18 protein-coding genes are annotated in these 21,557 nt (G+C 57.1%); 3 read left to right on the top strand and 15 right to left on the bottom strand.

The window, feature by feature from the left end:
* Positions 1–86 precede the first annotated feature (86 nt).
* Both E9954_RS20650 and E9954_RS20645 read left to right on the top strand, forming a co-directional pair.
* Positions 87–1,460, top strand: coding sequence for a Gfo/Idh/MocA family protein (locus E9954_RS20650; protein WP_222847258.1), 1,374 nt, complete (start codon positions 87–89; stop codon positions 1,458–1,460).
* An 82-nt stretch (positions 1,461–1,542) separates the two neighbouring features.
* Positions 1,543–2,970 (top strand): Gfo/Idh/MocA family oxidoreductase, encoded by a 1,428-nt coding sequence (locus tag E9954_RS20645; protein WP_136081163.1) that lies wholly within the window; start codon positions 1,543–1,545, stop codon positions 2,968–2,970.
* Positions 2,971–3,139: 169 nt separating this feature from the next.
* Here the strand turns inward: E9954_RS20645 and E9954_RS20640 are convergent, their stop codons facing one another.
* From E9954_RS20640 to E9954_RS20570, 15 genes are all read right to left on the bottom strand, one after another.
* Positions 3,140–4,264 (bottom strand): LptF/LptG family permease, encoded by a 1,125-nt coding sequence (locus tag E9954_RS20640; RefSeq protein WP_136081162.1) that lies wholly within the window; start codon positions 4,262–4,264, stop codon positions 3,140–3,142.
* Between the two features lie 56 nt (positions 4,265–4,320).
* Complete coding sequence (locus E9954_RS20635; protein WP_136081161.1) at positions 4,321–6,234, bottom strand: polysaccharide biosynthesis protein; 1,914 nt, start codon at positions 6,232–6,234, stop codon at positions 4,321–4,323.
* Positions 6,235–6,255: 21 nt separating this feature from the next.
* A complete protein-coding gene (locus E9954_RS20630; RefSeq protein WP_136081160.1) occupies positions 6,256–6,816 on the bottom strand; it encodes a sugar transferase in 561 nt (186 codons plus the stop codon).
* Between the two features lie 35 nt (positions 6,817–6,851).
* The gene (locus E9954_RS20625) at positions 6,852–7,802 is read right to left on the bottom strand and encodes an NAD-dependent epimerase/dehydratase family protein (RefSeq protein WP_168442458.1); all 951 of its coding nucleotides are present in this window, start codon (positions 7,800–7,802) and stop codon (positions 6,852–6,854) included.
* 5 nt (positions 7,803–7,807) lie between these two features.
* Positions 7,808–8,563, bottom strand: a complete 756-nt coding sequence (locus E9954_RS20620; RefSeq protein WP_136081158.1) for a glycosyltransferase family 2 protein — start codon at positions 8,561–8,563, stop codon at positions 7,808–7,810.
* On the bottom strand, positions 8,553–9,887 hold the full coding sequence (locus tag E9954_RS20615) for a hypothetical protein (protein ID WP_136081157.1): 1,335 nt from the start codon (positions 9,885–9,887) through the stop codon (positions 8,553–8,555). Before E9954_RS20615 ends, E9954_RS20620 begins: the two co-directional genes overlap by 11 nt.
* 10 nt (positions 9,888–9,897) lie before the next feature.
* Positions 9,898–11,130 (bottom strand): glycosyltransferase family 4 protein, encoded by a 1,233-nt coding sequence (locus E9954_RS20610; protein WP_136081156.1) that lies wholly within the window; start codon positions 11,128–11,130, stop codon positions 9,898–9,900.
* A complete protein-coding gene (locus E9954_RS20605) occupies positions 11,127–12,272 on the bottom strand; it encodes a polysaccharide pyruvyl transferase family protein (RefSeq protein WP_168442457.1) in 1,146 nt (381 codons plus the stop codon). The genes E9954_RS20610 and E9954_RS20605 overlap by 4 nt, the downstream gene beginning before the upstream one ends.
* Positions 12,269–13,384 (bottom strand): radical SAM protein, encoded by a 1,116-nt coding sequence (locus tag E9954_RS20600; RefSeq protein WP_136081154.1) that lies wholly within the window; start codon positions 13,382–13,384, stop codon positions 12,269–12,271. The genes E9954_RS20605 and E9954_RS20600 overlap by 4 nt, the downstream gene beginning before the upstream one ends.
* Position 13,385: 1 nt before the next feature.
* A complete protein-coding gene (locus tag E9954_RS20595; protein ID WP_136081153.1) occupies positions 13,386–14,714 on the bottom strand; it encodes a lipopolysaccharide biosynthesis protein in 1,329 nt (442 codons plus the stop codon).
* Between the two features lie 3 nt (positions 14,715–14,717).
* Positions 14,718–15,959, bottom strand: coding sequence for an O-antigen ligase family protein (locus E9954_RS20590; protein WP_168442456.1), 1,242 nt, complete (start codon positions 15,957–15,959; stop codon positions 14,718–14,720).
* Positions 15,956–16,741 carry a glycosyltransferase family 2 protein gene (locus E9954_RS20585; protein ID WP_168442455.1) on the bottom strand — a complete coding sequence of 262 codons (786 nt, stop codon included), beginning with the start codon at positions 16,739–16,741 and terminating at the stop codon, positions 15,956–15,958. The genes E9954_RS20590 and E9954_RS20585 overlap by 4 nt, the downstream gene beginning before the upstream one ends.
* 13 nt (positions 16,742–16,754) lie before the next feature.
* Complete coding sequence (locus tag E9954_RS20580; RefSeq protein WP_168442454.1) at positions 16,755–18,506, bottom strand: ABC transporter ATP-binding protein; 1,752 nt, start codon at positions 18,504–18,506, stop codon at positions 16,755–16,757.
* Entirely contained in the window at positions 18,499–19,305 is an 807-nt protein-coding gene (locus E9954_RS20575) for a glycosyltransferase family 2 protein (RefSeq protein ID WP_136081149.1), read from the bottom strand. Before E9954_RS20575 ends, E9954_RS20580 begins: the two co-directional genes overlap by 8 nt.
* A 130-nt stretch (positions 19,306–19,435) precedes the next feature.
* Positions 19,436–20,392 (bottom strand): glycosyl transferase family 90, encoded by a 957-nt coding sequence (locus tag E9954_RS20570; RefSeq protein ID WP_168442453.1) that lies wholly within the window; start codon positions 20,390–20,392, stop codon positions 19,436–19,438.
* Between the two features lie 158 nt (positions 20,393–20,550).
* On the opposite strand from E9954_RS20570, the gene E9954_RS20565 reads away from it, so the two are divergent.
* Positions 20,551–21,534: a glycosyltransferase gene (locus E9954_RS20565; protein ID WP_136081147.1), complete on the top strand. Its 984-nt coding sequence runs from the start codon at positions 20,551–20,553 to the stop codon at positions 21,532–21,534.
* The last annotated feature ends 23 nt before the right edge of the window (positions 21,535–21,557 follow it).

Raw genomic sequence — 21,557 nt, 5'->3', positions numbered from 1 at the left:
CCACGCCTTTGTTTCTTTGCGTCTTCGCGGTCAACACCTCCTGTAGCAAAGCAATCAACATGACTAGCTATGAAATGAAGGATGGCATGATGAAAAAAGTAAACCGCAGATCGTTCCAGAAAACCGCGGTGGCGGCCTCGACCGCAGTGCCGCTCTTCAGCATTGGCAAGCCCGGCCCATCGGCCAACAGCAGGCTGAACGTCGCGGTGATCGGCACGGGCAACGTGGCATGGCGGGCTTTTGAAGGAACCCAAAACGAAAACCTCGTGGCCATCTGCGATGTCGATTCGCGGATGTTCGCGCAACATGCCAAACGGTTTTCCGCCATGGAGAAAGCGGCCACCTTCGCCGACTTCCGGGTCATGCTCGACAAGCTGGGCGGGGAGATCGACATGGTTTGCATCAGCACGCCCGACCACACGCACTTCCCCGCCACGCTGGGCGCCATGGAACGCGGCATCCATACCTTCACGCAGAAACCGCTGACGCACAACGTCTGGCAGGCACGCACGCTGAAAAAGGCGAAGGCCCACTACAAGGTGCTCACCAACATGGGCAACCAGGGCCATACCTCCAACGGCATCCGGCAGCTTAAGGAATGGTACGACCTCGGTATTTTCGGCCAGATCACCGAGGTGCATTCCTACAGGGACGGGCCGAAGTGGAACGGCAACTATTTCCAGCGTCCGGAAACCCTCCCGCCGGCAACGGATGCGGTTCCCGCCACCCTGGACTGGGATCTCTGGCAGGGGCCGACCGGCCCGGCCCCCTTCAACAAACTCTACCACCCGAAAAAATGGCGCGGCTTCAATCGCTATGGCGGGGGCATGTTCGGCGACTGGTTCTGCCACATCGCCGACGCCCCGGTCTGGCTGCTCGACCTCTACGAACCGGTCTGCATCGAAGCCGAGAGCGTGGAGGGCGGCAACGAATGGATGGTGGCCGATGGTTGCCGCGTCCGGTTCGACTTCGAACGCCGCGCCGACAAGGCCCCCTGCACCGTCTATTGGTATAACGGCGATCCCAAGCGGTTCAGCCCGGCTCTTCCGGAAGACTGGGGCTGGGGCAGCCTGCCCGCAGCCGGCACATTCTTTCATGGCACCAAGAACAACGGCTTCACCGACGAGCGCTCCAACAACCCTCGCCTCTCCAGCAGGGATGCCGCGATTGCGTTCAAGAACGCGGGCTATCCCGCCGAAACCATTCCACGTATCGAAGGCGGTCCGGTGCTTGAACTCGTCAACGCCATCAAGGGCGGTCCCGAACCGGGATCGAATTTCGACTATGCCGCGCCGTTCACCGAGATCATGCTGCTCGGCATCCTTGCCGTGAACCATGGCGGCCGGATCGAATGGGACTCCAGGAACATGCGGATCACCAACCGCCCGGAACTGAACCAATACCTCAAAGAGCCCGTCCGCAAGGGCTGGGAATATGGCGAGGAGCTCTGGAAGAGCTAACCCATTCAATTGACGACATCCCGGCCACCATTCACCAAAGCGACCATTGGATGTTTAGCACAAGAAACCAACAGGATACTGAATGATGAAAAACATGAACCGCAGATCGTTTCAGGCCATCGGCTCCGCCGCGGCCGGGGCTTCGGCGCTGGGACTCACCGGCTGCCAAACCACCGCCAACCGCAAAAGCGAAATCTACCAATTCAACATAGGCAAGCCCGGCCCCTCCGCCAACGAAAAGGTCAACATTGCCCTGATTGGTTCCGGCAACATTGCCGCATACGTCTACCACGAAGCGCAGAACGAAAACATCGTGGCGCGCTGCGATGTCGACGAGGCCATGTTCGCCCACCACCTCGGCAAGCATCCAGACAATGCCACGGCACCGACGTTCACCGACTTCCGCGTGATGCTCGACCAAATGGGCAAGGAGATCGACATGGTCTGCGTCAGCACGCCCGACCATACCCACTTCGCCGCAACGATGGCCTCGATGGAGCGCGGCCTCGCGACCTTCACCCAGAAGCCGCTGGTCCACAACATTTGGCAGGCGCGCACGCTGAAGAAGGCCAAGGCCCAATACAAGGTGCTCACCAACATGGGCAACCAGGGCCACACCTACAACGGCATCCGACAGCTTCGCGAATGGTACGAGGATGGCATCTTCGGCCAAATCACCGAAGCGCATTCCTGGATCGGCGGCCCCGAATGGGGCGGCGAATATTTCGAACGCCCCGGCGCGTTCCCGCCGCCGAACGATCCCGTTCCGGCCACCCTCAACTGGGACCTGTGGCAGGGTCCGACCGGACCGGCCCCTTTCAACCATCTCTACCATCCGAAAAAATGGCGCGCGTTCCATCCCTATGGCACGGGCACCTTCGGCGACTGGTTCTGCCACATCGCCGACGCCCCGGTCTGGCTGCTCGATCTCTACGAACCCGTTGCGGTCGAGGCCGAGAAGGTGTCCGGCGGAAACGAGTGGATCGTGCCCGACGGCGTCCGCGTCCGTTTCGATTTCGAGAAGCGCGGCACCAAGGAGCCCTGCAAGCTCTACTGGTATAACGGCAACGCACACTTTGCTCCCAAGGCCCCGGACGACTGGACCTGGGAAAACACGCCCGGAAACGGAACCTACTACTTCGGCACCAAGAACAATGGCTACACCGATGCCCGTTCCAACAATCCGCGCCTCGCCAACAAGGAAGCGCAAAAGGCCTACAAGGAAGCGGGCTACCCCGAGGAAGTCTATCCGCGCCTGAAGCAGAGCGGCCCCATCCGCGAGCTGATCAGCGCCGTTAAGGGCGAGATTCCGGAATGCGGATCCAACTTCGACTATGCCGCGCCGTTCACGGAGGTCATGCTGCTGGGCATCCTTGCCGTGAACCATGGCGGCAAGATTGAGTGGGATTCCAGGAACATGCGGATCACCAACCGTCCGGAACTGAACCAATACCTCAAGGAACCCGTCCGCAAGGGCTGGGAATATGGCGAGGAACTCTGGAAAAGCTAAACCTTTACCCCCGGAGGGCACGGAGACATACAGAGGGGTCTGGCGTATGGAATGCGTCGTCTCCGTGTCCCTCCGGTTTCCGACTCCACCTTTCCATTGATCGTCCTACCGCCCCAGCGAGGGCGATGATCACGACGATGAACGTTCGAATGCGGTGGGCGGTTGGGGATTAGTTGGCGCGGTGCATGAGCACCAGGCCGGCGATCTGCCCGAAGACGATCGGCAACCAGGGCATCAGCCACGGGTAGAGGTGCGGGTCTTTGTCGAAGGTGTCGGACAGGATGATGAAGATGTAGTAGACGAACATGATGACGAGGCTCATCAACATGCCGATCGAGGATTCCTTGCGGTGCGACTTGATCCCCAGCGGAATGGCGATGAGCACGAACATCAGGGGCGAAACCGAAAGGCACATGCGCTGGTGGAAATCCACCAGGTCGCGGGTTCGTTCAACGACGAGGTCTTTCTTCCCCATCCATTCCTGGTTTTGCTCCGGGTTCCGGATGCGGTGGATCAGCTCCAACGCCGTCATGTTCTTGCGTTTCTTGGTGAGGGTCTTTTTTCCGGTGAGTTCGTTGATATCGAGCCGGATCGGATATTTGCGGGCATTGACGTAGCGGGTTTTGGCGGAATCGTCCGGGGCATCGGGATCGGGGATTTCGATCCGGACATCGAAAAGGTCGATCTTGAGCAGCGCCTTTTCCTTATCGACCGTCATGATTCCGCTGTCGGCGCGGACGGTTCCGGTCACCTTGCCCTTCTTGTCGACTTCGTAGACGATCAGATCCTTGACCCGGTTCCGGTTTTTCTTTCCGACATAGATCATGTATCCGTCGAATTCGCGGATGAAGCGCCCTTCCTCGAGGAGCTTGATGGGATCCTCCACCCCCATGCCCTGGAGGAGCTTCCTGGTTTCGTAGGTGGTGCTGGGATAGACGACGCAAACGTTGTAAAGGCAGAGGCAGGAAAGCACCAAGGAAAAGAGCAGGATGGGCGAGGAAATCTGCCACAGGCTCAGTCCGCCACTTTTCAGGGCGCTGATTTCGCTATCGGACGAAAGACGCCCGAAAAGCAGCAGCGTGGAAAACAGGGCGCTGATGGGGATGGCGAATGCGAGCGCATAGGGCAGGTTATACACGAAAAACTTGCCAACCACGATGGCCGGCAGCCCTTTGGATATGACGTCGATCGCTTTATAGATGGCACCGATGCTGAAGGCGAACGTGACCAGCAGCATCGCCGTGCCGAACACGATGGCGAAATCCACCAACAGGTATTTAGTTAATTTGCGCAATGCATCCTCCTTCAGATGCTTCTATTGATAGGCGATTGGCGGAAGCAGGACAAGGTTTACATCATCACCGAGCCGCAATCCTGCCGCGCATATTCGGGCACAATCCGCTCGACCACGGATTTGATGGCGCAGGCATCGTGGGTGGCGGCCGCCGACCGCAACTCGTTGATGCGCTCCTCCAAGGCCCCCTGGAACTCGGCATAGACGGACTCGTCCTCGGTTCGCAGCACCATGATTTTTTCGTGGTTGGTTTGAACAATGCCCTCCCCCTCGGTAATGAGCTCTTCGTAGAGTTTTTCCCCCTCGCGAATGCCCGTGAAGCGGACTTCGATCTCGGTATCGGGTTCCTTGCCGGAAAGGCGGATGAGATCGCGCGCCATGTTGGCAATCTTGACCGGCGTGCCCATCTTGAGGATGAAGATTTCGCCCCCCTGGCCAAGCGCGCCGGCCTGCAGGATTAATTGGGCGGCTTCGGGAATGGTCATGAAATAGCGCGTCATTTCCGGATGGGTGACGGTTACGGGGCCACCGCGCGCGATCTGCTTGCGGAAGATGGGGATGACCGAACCGGAAGAACCAAGGACATTGCCGAACCGAACCGCCATGAACGCGGTGCTGGATTGTTTCGCGATGGCGTGAAGCACCAGCTCGGTCATGCGCTTGGATGCGCCCATGATGTTGGTGGGTCGCACGGCCTTGTCGGTCGAAACCAGGACGAAACGCTTGACCCCGGCCTCGTGGGCGCACTTCATAACGGTGTAGCTGCCGATCACATTGTTGTCGATCGCCTGCCACGGATTGTTCTCCATGAGCGGGACGTGCTTGTATGCGGCGGCGTGGTAGACCGTGGACGGACGAAAGCACTCGAACATTTTTTTCATGACCGGTTCGTCCTGCACGCGCGCGATTACCGGGACGATTCCCTCGAAGCCGTGCACCCCCTGGAGTTCCATTTGGATATTGAACAGGTTTTCCTCGCAACTATCCACCAGCACCAGCCGCGCGGGGTTGAAGCGGATCACCTGGCGCACCAGCTCCGATCCAATGGAGCCGCCCGCCCCCGTAATGAGGACGGTGCGATCTTCCAGATAGTTCGCGATGGCCGAGGTATCGAGCTTGACCGCCGGTCGACCGAGCAGGTCGGAAAAGTCGACATCGCGCAGTTCCTTCATCGAAACCGTTCCATCAATAATGCTCTGGGCATTGGGCACCTTCTTGAACGGGAGCCCGGAGGCCTCGCAGGCCTCGATGATTGAGCGGAGCCTTCCGCCGTCAACGTTGGAAATGGCGATCAGAATCAGCTCCGCTTCGTATTTCCGGATGGCCTGGCCCAGCTTATCGACCGCCCCGAAAATCCGGCATCCATGAAGCGAGCGCCCATGCTTTTTGGGATCGTCGTCGAGATAGGCAATGATCTGGTAGGGGTTCCTGATATCGGACTGAAGCTCCCGGAACAATCGCTCTCCGCTATACCCCGCCCCGATCACCAGCGTCCGTTGCTGGCGCGGCAGCGATTGTTTGAGCATGGCTCCAACCGACCCGAACTGGCGATAGCCGAACCCAATGCGAATGGAAATGCGCACTGCGGCCACCAGCACAAAGGTCAACAGCGCATCCAACACGTAGACACTGCGGGCAAAACCGACGAAGTGGTAGCGGTAGGCGATGTAGGAAACCATCAGCATGGAAGAGAGCATGACCGCCACCGCCAGCTTGCGCATATCGCGCAGGTTGGTGTAGCGCCACATCCCGCGGTAGAGGCCGAATAAACCGAAGATGACCATTTTATAGGGAACAACCACGGCCAGGGCCCGGATCAATTGGGTGTCGTATCTGCCTTCCAGGAAAACCGGGTCGGAGAAAAAGTCGAAGCGCAACGCATAGGCCCCGACCAATGCCAATGAAACCATGGCCACATCGGCCAGCAGCATCAGGTATGAATTGGGATTCTTTAAATGGATGTTAAACATTGCTGCTTTCGTGCCTCGCCCCTAGTGGCTGACATCCTTGCGCCAGACAACATGCCAAGCGGTCAAAAGGATAATCTTCATGTCGAGCGCAAAGCTTCGGTTATGGAAATACCAGGTGTCCAGCTCGACCTTGCGAACAATCGGGATATCGTCGCGCCCATTCACCTGCGCCCATCCGGTGATGCCGGGAACCAGCACATGGCAACCGGCCTCGGTTCGCAACGAAATCTGGTCGTCCTGGTTGAACAGCGCCGGGCGCGGCCCAACGATCGACATCTCGCCCTTGAGCACATTGATCAATTGCGGCAGTTCGTCGAGACTGCTTTTGCGCAGGAAATCGCCCACCGGGGTAAGGAATGCCTTGGGATCGGTCATCAGATGCGTGGCCACCTGGGGCGTATCGATGCGCATGGTCCGGAACTTGATCATGTTGAAATGGGAGTTGTTCGCACCGATCCGGTCGGAGACATAGAACACCGGCCCCTTCGAAGTGAACCGAACGGCCAGGGCGCAAAGAACGAAAACCGGCGAAAAAACCACCAGAATCGACAGCGAGACAACAATATCAAAAAAACGTTTCATGGCATTCGCGACATGTAAGCAAAGAATGGCGGAACCTACAAGGAGATGTAGTACTCCTTGCAAGAGGCCAGGCAGTCGGAAAAGGGCTGGAATGCCATTCCCGGGAAACACGCCTGCATGCGGGTGGTTGAAACCTCGGTGGTCTGGGTGAGTTTTCCAAGGGTATTGGATGTGAATGGGAACCGGCCCAAAACCTTGGCGGCGAGATCCCCGCCGAATCCCAAAACCCGCAATAATGCGAGGGGAACATGAGGTACTGCCGAGAAGCCGCAAACCTCATTGTAGGCGGCGCAGATTTCCGATAAGGACGGGGCTTCGGGCAATGCCAGGTTGACCAAACGGTGCGGCACCTGGTCCATCAGGGCGAATTCCGAGATGAGCCCGGCGGCCACCTCCACGGGAAGTACGCTCTTGCGGGCCGTCCCCTTTCCAGGAACCAGGAACATCCTTTTTTTCATGGCCGCCGCCATTTTGGCAAAGTTTGCCCGGTCGCCCTCGCCGAAGACGGTTGCGAGGCGGACAATGCGCCAATCCAGACCGGAGCCGGCCACCAGTTGCTCCCCTTCATATTTGGAACGGGCATAGTGCGTTTCGAGCAACATCGGGAAATCCTCATCCACGGGTTCGCCATTGGCCGCCTTCCAGTCGTAGGAAGCGATCGACCCCACGTAAAGAAAACGGCCGACCCCGTTGCGGGAACACCAATCGAGCATATTGCGGGTGCCGTCGCGGTTGACGGCATAGAACATTTTTTGCTCCTCCGGAGTCTCATTCGGCCGGTGGGCATATCCCGCGCAATGGATCACGGCATCGATGCCCTCGGCCGGGAAATCGAGCGGCTGGGTGATGTCGAGACCTTCGAAACGCTCCCACGGCCCGGTGGCCTCCGCCAAATCGGCACCGACCACGGGAATCCCCTTCCCGGCCAGGAACGCGCAAACCGCCCGGCCGATCCACCCGCATGCACCTGTCACCAAAACCGCCATGGTTCCTACCTTGCCATCCAGCCCTGAAAACGCTGCCACGTCCGGTTCAGTAGCTTGGCCGGGAAAAACAGGGGGGACACATGAATCCCGTTCTTTCGCATGCCTCGCATGATTTCGCGGTTTTGCCGCCATAGATTGGAACGCTGTCCCGTTGCGCCGCCGGTTCGCATCCGTACCATGATTTTCGGAATGTAGCGGGCGCGGATTCCCTTCGAGAAGATGCGAAAAAGGAACTCTCCGTCCGCTGCGAGTGGGAAGTCCAGGTCGAAAAGTCCGAACCGCTCATAGACGGAACGCCGCAGATAGACGGTCGGATGCGCAGGATACCACCCTCGCGCCAACTTCTGTTTTGAATATATTCCAGACCGCCAAACACGCTTCGTTTTCGAAACATCGCCGGCATCGACATAGACCAAATCGCCGTAAACGGCCTCCACCTCCTGATCCTCAAATGCCGCGGCAACTTCCAGGAGGACATCCGGTGCGGCCAGCATGTCGTCTGAATTGATAAGCCCCACGACATCTCCCGTAGCCATGCGGATTCCCTTGTTCATGGCATCGTAGATCCCCCCGTCCGGCTCGCTGACCTGTTTCGATATGAGGTTTTCGTATTTTCCGGCAAGTTCCAGGGTGGCATCCGAGGAAGCGCCATCGACGAGGATGTATTCAAGTTCGCTGAACGCCTGCAACCCCACGGATTTAAAGGTGTCTTCGATAGTCGAAGCGCTGTTGAACGAAGCTGTGACCAGACTAATCTTCATTTGGAACGAGCCCAATCCCCAAGAATTTCAAGGCCATGGCAAACAGAGCCAGCCAGGCAACCAATAGCGCACCGGGGCAAGTGAACCAGACAAAATCCATCATGAAGAGCACAAGAGCGAAGCTGACCATGTCGCGGTTGGCCAGAAAACTACGGTAGGCCAGTGCGGCAAACACGCCCTTGACCAGCCCCGCCACAACCAGACCGAGCACGCCGAAATTAAGGTATCCCTCAATGCCGCGCCGGAACACCTTGCCGCCGACCACCCGGCCGTGCCCCTTGGCCGCAAGCCCCGGATGGTATTTTTCTATCACGAACTCGGTCAGGCCGAACGACATGGGCTTTTCGGGGTAAATGAAGCGCGGCACATAGGTCCACAGCGCATTGACGTACTCCGCGCCGTAGCAAAGGTGGAACTGATCCCCAAAGTCGCGGAAGAACAGGCAGGCATAGTAATAGTGGTCTGCATAGGACACCACTGCGTGCGAGGTGCTTTGCTCCTCTTCGTCCCCCATCGCTGTTTTCACATAATCCTTCTGTTGGAAATCGACATAGCGAGGCACGGGAAAGGAATCGATGTTGTCCTTGAAAGACTGCCATTGCACGCGATGGGTCTGGAACAAGATGATGAATATGACGGCCAACGAGGACATCGCGAGAATAAGTTTCGGCAATGAAAGCCTGCGGAAAAAGAAATAGTAATAGGCCACCCCGGAAAAGCCAACGTAGAGCGGGCCGCCCTTGGAGCCGAAGAAATAGGCGATGAACGCGAAAAACACCACCGTTGCGGCAATCGCCTTCGCCGTCTTGGCGCGGAAAAACAAGATCAGGAAATAGGCGGAGACGAGCAGCAACTGCGCCCCGACGAACAACGGCCCGACCCCACCACGATAGAACTGGAGGCCAAGACGCGGGTAGAGTAGCCAGTTACGAAGCCCGAACCCGGAAAGCCAAGTCAGCAATCCATAACAAACAACCATGCCCCCCAATGCAAGGAACACCAACACGTCCACCCGCCGGCCATGCTGCGTCCCCTTCTGCCGAAGTGCACCGAAGGCTGCGGGGGATCGACGGAAAAGAAAGAAGGGCAGGGAAAAGCTGCAATAGTACAGCAGCACCATGAAGTTCGTTTTCACGATCGCCTTGGTTTCTTCGGGGAAATTGCCGAGCGCGAGCTGCAAGGCCGGAAAAAACACCAACAGCAAGACAAAGAACGCCGATTGGTAGGTGTGGGGCGTGAAAAAATCCCACTTTTGGGCCCGCACGAATGCGAGTGTAATACCGGCAATAACAAGAAAAACAGCTGCGAAAGAAAAATAAGCCAAAACAATACTCCTAGACCATGTCCCTATAGATTTGCATGTACTTTGCGGCAATTACGGAAGGAGTGCAACCCTCCGCAAACCGGCGCCCCACATTACCGAGGCAATTGTCCGGGTTGTTGCCCAGGCACCATTCGATTCCAGTGGCCAGATCCCCTACATCGAAGGGCGTTGCCAGATAGCCGGATTCCCGGTGCGCAATCATGTCCGGCATGCCGCCGATGTTGAAAGCAACGGCGGGGGTTGCGCACGAGAGGGACTCCATTACCGTATTGGGCAGGTTGTCCTGAAGCGACGGGGCAACAAATACATCCGCGGCGGCATAGTATGAAGCCATCTCCTCTTCGCTGGAAATATATCCCGTATAGTGGATCGGGAACGGCAAGTCCTCCTGCCCGTCGGTTTTGTCGGCCCCCACCACCACCAGATGGACATCCTGGTTCCGGGAGGCGAGTTCCTGCAGGGCGGGTTTGAGCAAATGCAAACCCTTGATTCGGTTGACATGCCCCCGCATGGAACTGAACAGAACCAGTTTTTTATCCAGTGGCAACCCAAGCCTCGACCTTGCAACCGCCTTGCTTTGCCCCACGAAGACCGTTGTATCGATCGGGTTCTTCACCACATGGACAGGTTTTCCCGCGAATGCCAAACTTCGGTCTGCGCAACTGGCCATCCACTTGGAGGGGCATACAATGCCCATATTAACCATGGAATAATGCCTGGCCTTGCGCTGCTGCTGACGGAAGGCCGCATCCTCCACCTTCGTCGAGCCCAGTTGTTCGCAGGTTCCGCAGGCTGCGGAAAACTTTTTGCATTCGCCACTGTAGTGGCATCCGCCGGTCATGGGCCACATGTCGTGAACCGTCCAGACCACCGGTTTCCCGAACCCCTCCAGCTGGCGGGTGTTCAGGAACCCGTTGTTAATCCAGTGGAGATGGATGATGTCGGGATCGAACCCCGATGGCCATGCAAACGGGAAGCCCGGCATGGAATCGAAGGAATACATCGGCATCGGCGCCCGCTTGGGATGGGCCATGAGCGGAATGCGTGTGGTCGCCATCCAAAGGAGCGCCAACTGGCTCTTCGGGAACCCCGTTGCCCCATGCACAAAGGAATCCGAACCCAGCTTGCGCATGACGCCCATGCGGGAATCGACCCCGGTGGCGCGCAATGCCGAACAGATTCGGTATCCGGCACGCGATGCCCCCCCCTTGATATCGTAGATGGTCAGATGCAAAATCTTCATTGCCAAAGCCCCGTCAATTCGTTGCGGTAGACGGAACGGGCGGTTTCCAACAATCCGGCATCCAGCCCGAACAACTCACTGGAGGATTCGAAGAATGAAATCCCGTCGAGACTGGCGGATTCGCACAACTGGATCATATGCCTGGAATCGAAGAAACCCGCCGTGTCGTAGTCGCGGATGAATCCTGCCGTCTTCCCTTCGTTTTCACCGGTGTAGTTCAGAAGAATGCAGCGCCCATTGACAATGGACATCAACAGGAACGAGTGGAAGCGCATGCCGACGCAGAAACACGAATCCGCAAAAAACCGCATGGTTCCCTCCAGGCTCAAGGGTTTGTTCCGCACGGTCAGGTTGCCGGCATCCGACCTGAAGCGAATCCCGTTCAATAACACGCGGTCGTCGTTCCCCATGGCAAAATAGTGGTTTGGCGTCAGCACAACCTCCTTTTCGGGAAAGCGCTGCGCCAGCGACAGCACCAAACGCTCCGTCGCTTCGTCGATCCGTTCGGGCGCGCCATCGAGATAGCCGTCCGGCATCCGACGCAAATTCACGCAAATGCGTTCTGCCCCCCGCACCGGCGGATATTCTTCCCGGAAATGCATTGCACAGAATGCGGCGGGGCAAATCGCCGATTTGAAGGTTCCGGCGGCGCACAATCCTTGCTCCTCCACAAAATCCAGCGAAGCCCGATCCCGGAAGACCGCGAAATCCGCATTCGAAAGGATATCGGCGGTCACCTTCCGGTATTCCGCAGTCTTCAGAGGGCCTGCACCGCACCCGAAGACCCCGGTTCTTTTGCCGCGTTTCCTGGCATAGGCAAACGCATAGGAGAGCACGTGCATGGAGCGAAGGTCCATCAACGGCCCGCCGCCAACAAGCACCAGATCCGATTCCCCGACTGCCCGCCTTAGCCCGGTCATCGAAGTGCTATCGAACATGTGCAACTTCACAGTCCTTCCCGCAAGCTTTGCCCATAGGTCGGCGTCCTCGTGTAGCATCCGCTCGGAAAAAAAAGGAATCAAGCTGCCCAGTTCCACTTCAAAATCCGGAAAGGACTCGGCGAGCAGTTGGATGATGCCGGCCAGGATTGCCCGGTCACCAATGGTTTCGGTTCCGTACCAGCCTACGATGCAGATTTTCACAGGCGCCTCCGCATGGCTTTGTAGAGCCGGGAAAAGGCCACCCACCGGCCGGCGAACAGCGCGAAACGAAACAAGCCCCCGGGGGTCGGCATGAAGGCGTAGTGGATGCAGGAGGAGCAATGCCCGGCACACAGCCGCTTGCGATAGCGCTGGTTGTCGCGTGCAAAGAAGAGTGAACGGCCGTTCCGCCCATCCAGTTGTCCGATGCTCTCGCTTTGGGTTGCACAATAGTAGAGTTTGCCGGACTCGTCGATGGTGGCATCGCGCCATGCCCAGAAACAATTGGCAAGCCGGACGGTTCCCTTCGAAAGCAAATATTCAAGGATCATGAAATACACGAGCTTTTCCCGCCAGTTCCTGTTCGAGCGGTCGATGATTTTTCCGTAGAAGAATTCCTGGGCCGACTGGAGGGCATTCTCGTCTGCGAGCACACTGAAATCCATTTCGCATGAATCGGTGAAGATTCTGCGGTTTCCGACGGCAAGACGATAGAAAACCGGATAGGCCTTCGCACGGCAAAATTCGTCGAGTTCGACCAAATGGTCAACATTGGCCTTGGAAACCGTGCACCCGACGCTGAAGGCATCGCAATAGGATGAACGCTCGGCCAGCACCCGGTCGATGGTTTCCACCGTTCTGCCGAAGCCGTGCGGTATTCCACGGCACTCGTCGTGGATTTCCCCCACACCGTCCAGGGAAACCGACAAGGAAAACCGGACGCCGCGTTCGCGGCACTGTGAAACAATCGCCTTGGACTGCTCCAAAACGCGGTCGGAAAGCAATCCGTTGGTGATGAGGGTAAATGACCGTATGCGGGGTAGCTCCAGCAGGATGCCGACGAGTTCGGGCAGGTTGCGCATCAACGAAGGCTCTCCACCGTTGATCCCGACGGATTCGGTTTTTTTCAGGAGCGGGTCGCGAACCAGTTTCCGCAGCAGCTCGACCGACATATCGATCTTGCTACCTTCGGAAGGAATATTGCAGCTCTTGCATAGCGAATTGCAGCGCGAGGTGACCGGAAACTGCAACACCCGGGGATAGACTTTCATCCCAGGCATCAAGCCGCACAGCCTGTCGGCCGCATATTTCACCACAAAACCAAATCCCGGCATGCTACCGTTCCCCTGCCAAACCAAAAGATTTCAAATACATACCCAACCACGCAAAGAACATGAGCAAAGCATAACCGCCCCCTAGTACGGCAAGCGCAAACACCACCCCATTCAGACCGAACCGGCCAGCGGCATACCAATAGACCGCAACCGCCAGCCCCGCCATGACGGCCTTAAGCGGAATCAGGATCTTGGTGGATGAAAAGCTCATGACGCTGATCAGCAACTGCTCTCCGACCGCGTACAATCCTCCGGCAACGACCATCCATGGCAGCATCCACGCGTGGGTGCGGTAGGCCTCGTCTAGCAGCAGTGCGCAAATCCAGCCCCTCATTATGGCGACGGCCAGCGTCCCGGCAACGACCACAGCGAGAATGCCCGCCGCCACAGCAAGGTTGACCCGGAACATTCGGGCATGGGTAGCCTTGTCCTGGCCATCGGAGACCCGACGGTAGAAGATGGGCGCGAGCAGGCTATTGAGAACGCTGGCCCCCAGCAACGAAGGCACCACCCCGATCTGGTAGAACGCCGAAAACACCGCCACATCCTCGAGCGACTCGAAGCGCATCAGGATCCAGCGTACGGAGAATAGGAATATCCAGGTCAGGAATCCCCCCGCCACAACGGGGAGCAGGTAGCCGGCATAGTGCTTCCCAACATACGTTTCACGGACGTCCTGGAAAAGATGGATTTCCGGAAAGGCCAACCATTTCCGGATGAAGAACCCATGGAAGGCCGTTGCAAGGACAGCGGATGCCATGAAGCCCACCACCGCCATCTCGGCCGATGGCGTAACAACGGCAACCAACAGTGCCGCCAACAAGACCCGCCCCCATTCGTAGCCCATCTGCCCGATTGCCGCGGCGGGCCGATGGCGGGCGGCGTTCTCGATGCCCGTTCCCAAGGCATGGAGCAACAGGAATGCGGTTAACCCAACACCGCCCGCAAGCAGGGGCACCGAAACAGGCCAATCCAATCCAAGACGCAACAACAGAAGCAACGGAAGGAAAACAAGAAGCATGGCGATGGAGCCTGCACTCCAACGAAGTGTCACGGCACCAAACGCGCCGAGTTCCCCTTTGTCTTGGGAGACCCCGAGGAAACGGTACGAAGCCGTCCCGAATGCCCGGCCCAGTGAAAGTTGCACCAGGTTCACTAGGCTCAGCACAAGTGCAACCTTGCCGTACTCGCCGGGCGTCATCAATTCGGTCAGCACCCGTACCCCGGCGAAAGTTCCAAGCGCAGCCACAATCTGCCCGAGCATGATCCACAGCATCTCCCCGCCATGGTTTTGGGCTTGCCCCAGCAGGCTCTTTAAGCGACCGAACAAGACCTATCCCTCTCCCTGACGTTCCATGGCGCAAGAAGGCTCTTCAGTCGATATGATCCAGGCCGACACCATCACGTAAAACGTGATAAATGCATTCCGCGCAAAAATATCTTCCGTAAGCCCGAATATCCCGTACCCCAGCAGAACCACCCAAACACACGCAGAGGAGAAAGCGCCTCGCTGCCCTCTTTTCCAAAAAGCAGCTGGATAGATGTAGAACGCCAGCAAAAACAACAAGCCAACAATCCCCCCGCTCCAAAGATACGAAAGAAACACGTTGTGTGGATGGTTGAATTCCATTTGGAATGTGCGCCCCCGTTCGTCGGTGAATTCCGTTTCATAGCGAAAGGTTCCCGGCCCATGCCCAAGAACCGGATGTTCGCTGAATTCGCCAATCACCTGTTGCCACATGCCAAAACGCATACCGACCGAAGACCCGGGTTTTTCCCCCGCCAGGTAGCCATCATACCGACTGACTGCCAGGGAAACCCTTTCGCGCACAACCTTCACCGAGGCCCCAGCGGCAACCAAAACCACGATGGACAGTATGCAGATTGCAATCCTTCGACCTAACGACGACGGCGACAGTATGTAGTTGAATGCAACTACAAGAAAAAAAGGCCCCGCCACCCATCCCCCGCGCGCTCCAGAGAGAAACGAAGCAGCGAGCCCCATCACGGCGGCAACCACCGAGAGGGCAACCATGAAAGCATGGCCCTTGAACCGCTCGACCCCCAGCAGGGAGAGGCCTCCGAGCAGAAGGGCGAGATTTCCGAAGATGATGGTATTGTGGCACCCCTCCACTTCTTTCTTGGCCAGCGCATAAAAGAGGATCGCAAACAGGCCGACGGCGATGGTGCCCCAGACTACGGAATGCATGAAGGCACGCTCGCCTAGGTTTAGTTTCCGGAAAAGGAGCAGCAAGGGAAGGAAGAGGAGGAAGCGCGGGGTGTTGTCGAGGCCGGCCATCTCGGAGAGTGGGGCATCCGCGAACGGCCACTGGATCAGCGACCAGATGAACAGGGAGCTGAAGGCGAGAGCCAGAAGCTTATGGGAACGGTCGATTTTCCAGTCGTCCTTGCCAAGGAAAAAGACCGCACCGATCAGGCCAAGCACGAGGGCGGCACTGGCATAGTCATCGATGAGCAACGATGCCGCGGGGAAGGCCATCAATGCGATGCGCAATACCCATGCAAGAATCCTCCCCCACCCTTCGTCTACCTTAGCGATGGGAAACGCTATCATGAGAGAATCAAACCCCGCTGGAGATTGCGCAGCTTCAGGTATTTCATCCAGACCCCGAATGAGGAGAGCAGCGCAATCACGAGGCCGGCGGAACCATCCAGGAAGCCCATCCGGAACACATAACCACGCACGAATTTCCAAAAGGGACGAAGCAGAATATCCGGCCAATAGGTACGCCGGTTCCTTTTGTACATCTCTTCGGCGGAGATCGTGGAATAACGATTGAGCGTCTGGAGGTGATGGGTCAGGTCGTCGTAGGTGTAGTGGAAAATGGGATTGCGCAGGCGTTTCACCTTGCCTTCGACGGCAACATATTCGTGGATTTCGCCACCCACGACCCGCCCCCGCTCCTTGCGGTAGAGCCTCAGCTTGCGGTCGGGATACCAGTCGCCATGCCGGATCCATTTACCGAAATAGTTGACCATGCGCGGGATTTCGTAGCCATTCACCGAGCCATCATTGCACTTCATGGCCTCAATCAGCTCGGCCTTGAGCTTTGGGGAAATTTCCTCGTCGGCATCGAGTTGAAGCGACCATTCATTGCCCCCCTGCAACCGGGCAAACTCCTTTTGCGCCCGGAAGCCCGGCCATTCGCGCTGGATCACCTTATCCGTATATTCCCGGGCAATCTCCACAGTGCGATCGGAGCTGAAGCTATCGACCACAATGATTTCATCGCACCATTTTACGCTTTCGAGGCAACGGCGGATGTTGCGCTCCTCGTTGAAAGAGACGATGCAGGCCGTTACCGCAGGCTTTATGCTGTCCTGTTTCTTTTCCAAAATAATTGCCTTCTTATTTCAAGAACTGCTGATCGTACAAGCCTTTGTAAAGCACATCGGAGGCATAGAGTTCCGCGTGCGGCCCCATGGCGCGCATCACGCCATCCTCCATCACAACGATTTGGTCGGCCATCTTGATGGTAGCGAAGCGGTGCGCAATCATGAAAACGGTTTTCCCCTGCACCAGTTGTTCGAGCGCACGTTGTATTTTTTCCTCGCTCTCGGAGTCGAGCGCGGAGGTGGCCTCGTCCAGAATCAGGATCGGCGCGTTTTTCAGGAAGGCGCGGGCAATGGCAATACGCTGCTTTTGGCCGCCGGAGAGGCGCGTGCCGCGCTCACCCACCACCGTACCGTACCCCTCTTCCAGCTCCAGAATGAAGTCGTGGGCAAAAGCATGCCGGGCGGCTTCGAAAACCTGCTCGTCGGTGGCATCCGGGCTTCCCACACGAATGTTGTCGAGAATGGTTTCGTTGAAGAGGAACGTATCTTGGGAAACCACCGAAATGAATGAGCGCAGTTCAACCGAAGAAACGGATTTTACATCCTTTCCATCGATGCAAACACAGCCTTGCTGTACGTCGTAGAATCGTGGAATGAGATCGGCGATGGTGGTTTTCCCCGCTCCGCTGGGGCCGACGAGGGCAACGACCGTTCCGGGTTCGACCTTCAGGTCAACGTCCTTGAGCACCCAATCCTCCAGGTAGCGGAAGCTGACGTTGTTGAAATCAACCCGCCCCCTGACCTCGCCCAGCTCCACCGGCCGCTCGGGCTCGGGCACGGTGTTTTCGGCATGGAGCACATATTCGATGCGCTGCAAGGCGGCCTCGCCGCGCTTGAGCGCCAGATGCATCTCGCCAAACTTTTTGATGGGGTCGTAGCAAAAATAGAAGGCCCCGAGCAAAGCCACCGCTTCGTAGTCGACGTTTTTCAGGCGCATGTAGACCACGGCCACCGAGACGCCGACCACCCCCATCAACTCGATGCCGGGGCGGATCAGATTCTGGTATTTGATCACCTTCATGGAGAGATGGCGGAACCGCCCAAGCGCTTGGCCGAAGGCGCCGATTTCGCGCTCCTGCAGGTTGAATGCGCGGATCTCGCGGACGGCGCTGATGTTTTCGCCAACCGTGCGCGAGATGTCGCCGCTGGTCTCCTGCACCTGCCTCGCCCGTTTCAACAGCTTGCGTCCGGCATACTGGATCGGGAATATGATCAGCACGATGGTTCCGATGAACAGGAGCATGAAAAGGGTTTCCTGCTCCTTGATCGAAAGATAGACCAACACCCCGATGGCTCCGACAATGGTCATGGGTTGCTTAACCAGGTCGTTCGCCACGGAGGTGAGCACCTGCTGCAGCGCCATGGCATCGCCTAGCACACGTGCCATCAGATCGCCTACGGTGTTCTTGTGGAAAAACGACAGCGGCAACCACTGCATTTTTTCGTGCACCTTCTGCTGGATCTGCAGCAAGACGCTTAAGCCGGCATACGACACGAGATAGATATTGAAGAATCCACTGACCGCCCGGACGCCCATGGCTGCCGGGAAAATGGCGATGTATCCCACCAGAATCCAGAACTCGGGCGGCGGGTCCGCCATGACCACCGGCAACGCCTTATAAAGGAGGAACGGCAGGCCGAAACCGCTCGCCGCACCGGAGATGGCACCAAACAGAAGCCCGAGGATGAATTGCTTCCTGACCGGCTTCAGCAACCCGAGGTAGGGGCCGTAGCGTTTGAATGCTGCTTTAATGTCCTTAAACATCTGCGCCCGCATCCTTTCGGAGCACCGGTTTCGCCTCCGGCGGGGGCCATCCATGCGACTGGACTTCCGTTAGTTTTGCATAGCGATAGAACGACTGGTCGAAATAGGCTGCCGCAATCACGAACCCCGCCCCGCCATCCAGGAAACCCAGCTTGAGGAAATAATGTTTGAAGAAGGCCCAGAATCCATGGGCAAAGGCCTTTCCAAGCGATCCTTTCTTGCCCCGCTCCTCCAGCTTCGCAACCCCAAGCCTGGAATAGCGGTTGGCCTTATGAAGCACCTCGTCCAAATCCTTGAACGGGAACTGCCAGATGGCGCACTTCAAGGCTCCAATCGGCTTGTCGGAATGGCTGACGAAGCCTTCATGCACTGGTTTCAGGTCATAGGTCATTTTACCGTTGCGAAACAGCTGGGGCTGCCGATAGTTCGGATACCAGCCGGAAAACCGGATCCAGCGCCCCATGAAATAGTTGCGGCGCGGCTGGCGATAGATGTCCAGCGGGGCATCCTGGATCAACTCCAGGATTTCGTCGCGCACCTCCGGCGTGCACCGTTCATCCGAATCCAGACTATAGATCCATTCATGCGAACAATGCTTGATCGCCTCGTTGCGAAGCGCCCCGAACCCATTGAACTCGATCTGGACCACCTTGGCACCAAGCGATTCCGCAATTTCCGCCGTGCGATCCTCGCTAAAGGAATCGGCCACAATCACCTCGTCCGCCCAGAGCACACTGCCAATGCAGTCCGCAATTTTTTCCTCTTCGTTATATGCGATGATATAGGCTGTTATCTTCATGTTTTCCCTGCTCTTCCCCATGGATTGCTAGATTCCAGTGTTTTCTCGCAAAGCGGGCAGGATGCATTTATCGGGGCATGATTGGCAACAGGCAAATGCACCCCGAACAGAAAATCCTCGAAAACGTGCCTTAGTATTGCCCGGCCTTCTCAAGGTATTTCTTCACCACCAGCAACGAAACCAGTTCTTCGAGCCGCGGATCGCAGAAACTGCGGTAATAGTCTTGGGAGTTCTTAATGATGGCCTTCGCCTCATCCGGGTTCCGCACGTAGTATTCCACTTTTTCCCCGAGATCCGCATAGTCGTCGCGCACCTCGACATAGTGCTTGGAAGCAACCAGGCAACCCTCCATGAACCAGCTCTCGATCTTGGGCTTGGTCATGAAACAGAGGGAGTTTGACTGCGAAATCCATTTCAGGTTGGTGGCCACGTCGTTGCCCTCGATGGAGAGGATAAACTTATAGCGCAACTGTTCCGGCACCGTCATCTTGGGTTTGTTCCATTCCGGCGGCGTTCCTTCCTCTGGCGTGTTGACCTGCCCGACATCGCAGAGCGGATGGCCACAGCAGCGGCGCAGGAACTCCTTGCGATGCTCCTGCCACCCGGCACCCCGCCAGACCAGCTTGTCGATCTTTTCATCGTAGGGGAGTTCATCCCGAATGGGCCGGAAATGCCTGAGCTTTTCCATATTGATCACGACGCTGTTGGCATTGTCCTCGGAAATGGGCCGGCTTTTCACCAGGCTCGGCCGCTCAGCAATCCAATAGATGTCGCCGAAGAGATAGTCCACCGCTGCCCGGGCAGGGAAATGGCGGAGAATCTCGCGCAAATCGTAGTAGTAGACGGTCTTGCTTGAAAAAGGGATGTCCTTCAAGAGCGCCGCGTCGCCGGAGACCTGGAAGTCGGCATCCAGGCGATTGTAATAATTTACCCGCCGCTCGACCTCACTCCGGTCGTACTCGCCAAGCCGGGCCAGCTTCCGCTCCAGCTGGCTGCGGTAAAAGGCATTGGGCACAAGGAACTGCTGGGAAAAGCCTCGCGCATAATATAGGACTTTTCTGGCTCGCTGATTGGTTATCTGTTTCATACTCTCCCCAAGTGCCGACCTTGTTTGCATATGATACTTAGAGCACCTTCATGGTCGAAAAAGGAATAGTAGGAACCAAATCTGGTAAAAAAAAGAAAAACACGGTTGGTTTTTAAATAGGAGCGAAACCAAAACACCGCCGGCGCCGGAACCGAAGCATGAATATCCTCATTTCAAACAACTCGATCATACCAGCGGTTCACTATGGAGGCACGGAACGCGTCATCTGGGATCTGGGCAAGGAACTGGCCAACAAGCGCCACAACGTCACCTTTCTTGTCCGCGAAGGTTCAACGTGCGATTTTGCACGGATCATTCCCGTAGACCGTTCCAAAACGATACGTGAGCAAGTCCCGGATGACATCGATGTGATCCATTTCAACGGCGATATCGATCAAACCGTCGATAAGCCCTACCTCAATACACTTCACGGCAACCATCCTGATCCGGATTTTCAGATGGACAAGAACACGGTGTTCGTCTCACGCAACCATGCCGAGCTCTATGGCTCGGACTCCTTTGTCCACAACGGACTGGATTGGAACAACTATCCGGAGCCGGATCTCGATGCTCCGCGCAGCTTTTTCCACTTCCTGGGCAAAGCCGCCTGGAGGAAGAAAAACGTGAAAGGCGCCATCAGGATTGCGCGCATGGCCAATGAAAAGCTAAAAGTACTAGGCGGCACCCGCCTCAACTTCAAGATGGGCTTCCGCTACACCCCCTACCCCTCGATCTCGTTCGAGGGCATGGTGGACAACCAGCGCAAGTCCGAGCTGATGAACCAGTCGAAAGGACTCATCTTCCCGGTGCGCTGGCAGGAGCCATTCGGGCTGGCACTTACTGAAAGCCTCTATTTCGGTTGCCCCGTGTTCGGAACTCCCTATGGGTCGCTTCCTGAAATCATCAACCAAGACGTGGGATTCCTTTCTACCTCGTCGAGTGAACTGGCGGCTGCGGTTTCGGATGCAGGCCGGTTCTCCAGAACCGCATGCCATGATTATGCCCGGGATGTGTTCAATGCCAATGCCATGACGAAAGCCTACATGGAACGCTATGAAAAGGTCTTGAACGGCGAGCACCTGAATAGCGAGCCGCCCCAGCTGATTAAGGAACAAACCGAAAAGTTTTTGGATTTCAATTAAGCCGAACAGCGAGACCCCGGCCT

This window comes from Pontiella desulfatans, assembly GCF_900890425.1.
Taxonomy (GTDB): domain Bacteria; phylum Verrucomicrobiota; class Kiritimatiellia; order Kiritimatiellales; family Pontiellaceae; genus Pontiella; species Pontiella desulfatans.
The sequence above is the reverse complement of the archived record's forward strand: the minus strand, read 5'-3'. Positions and strand labels throughout refer to the sequence as shown.

What these genes read in the sequence shown, in the direction of transcription:
- E9954_RS20650 (WP_222847258.1), top strand. Translation starts at nt 87, where the DNA reads ATGATGAAAAAAGTAAACCGCAGATCGTTCCAGAAAACCGCGGTGGCG.
- E9954_RS20645 (WP_136081163.1), top strand. Translation starts at nt 1,543, where the DNA reads ATGATGAAAAACATGAACCGCAGATCGTTTCAGGCCATCGGCTCCGCC.
- E9954_RS20635 (WP_136081161.1), bottom strand. Translation starts at nt 6,234, where the DNA reads ATGTTTAACATCCATTTAAAGAATCCCAATTCATACCTGATGCTGCTG.
- E9954_RS20630 (WP_136081160.1), bottom strand. Translation starts at nt 6,816, where the DNA reads ATGAAACGTTTTTTTGATATTGTTGTCTCGCTGTCGATTCTGGTGGTT.
- E9954_RS20625 (WP_168442458.1), bottom strand. Translation starts at nt 7,802, where the DNA reads ATGGCGGTTTTGGTGACAGGTGCATGCGGGTGGATCGGCCGGGCGGTT.
- E9954_RS20620 (WP_136081158.1), bottom strand. Translation starts at nt 8,563, where the DNA reads ATGAAGATTAGTCTGGTCACAGCTTCGTTCAACAGCGCTTCGACTATC.
- E9954_RS20610 (WP_136081156.1), bottom strand. Translation starts at nt 11,130, where the DNA reads ATGAAGATTTTGCATCTGACCATCTACGATATCAAGGGGGGGGCATCG.
- E9954_RS20600 (WP_136081154.1), bottom strand. Translation starts at nt 13,384, where the DNA reads ATGCCGGGATTTGGTTTTGTGGTGAAATATGCGGCCGACAGGCTGTGC.
- E9954_RS20590 (WP_168442456.1), bottom strand. Translation starts at nt 15,959, where the DNA reads ATGATAGCGTTTCCCATCGCTAAGGTAGACGAAGGGTGGGGGAGGATT.
- E9954_RS20580 (WP_168442454.1), bottom strand. Translation starts at nt 18,506, where the DNA reads ATGTTTAAGGACATTAAAGCAGCATTCAAACGCTACGGCCCCTACCTC.
- E9954_RS20575 (WP_136081149.1), bottom strand. Translation starts at nt 19,305, where the DNA reads ATGAAGATAACAGCCTATATCATCGCATATAACGAAGAGGAAAAAATT.
- E9954_RS20570 (WP_168442453.1), bottom strand. Translation starts at nt 20,392, where the DNA reads ATGAAACAGATAACCAATCAGCGAGCCAGAAAAGTCCTATATTATGCG.
- E9954_RS20565 (WP_136081147.1), top strand. Translation starts at nt 20,551, where the DNA reads ATGAATATCCTCATTTCAAACAACTCGATCATACCAGCGGTTCACTAT.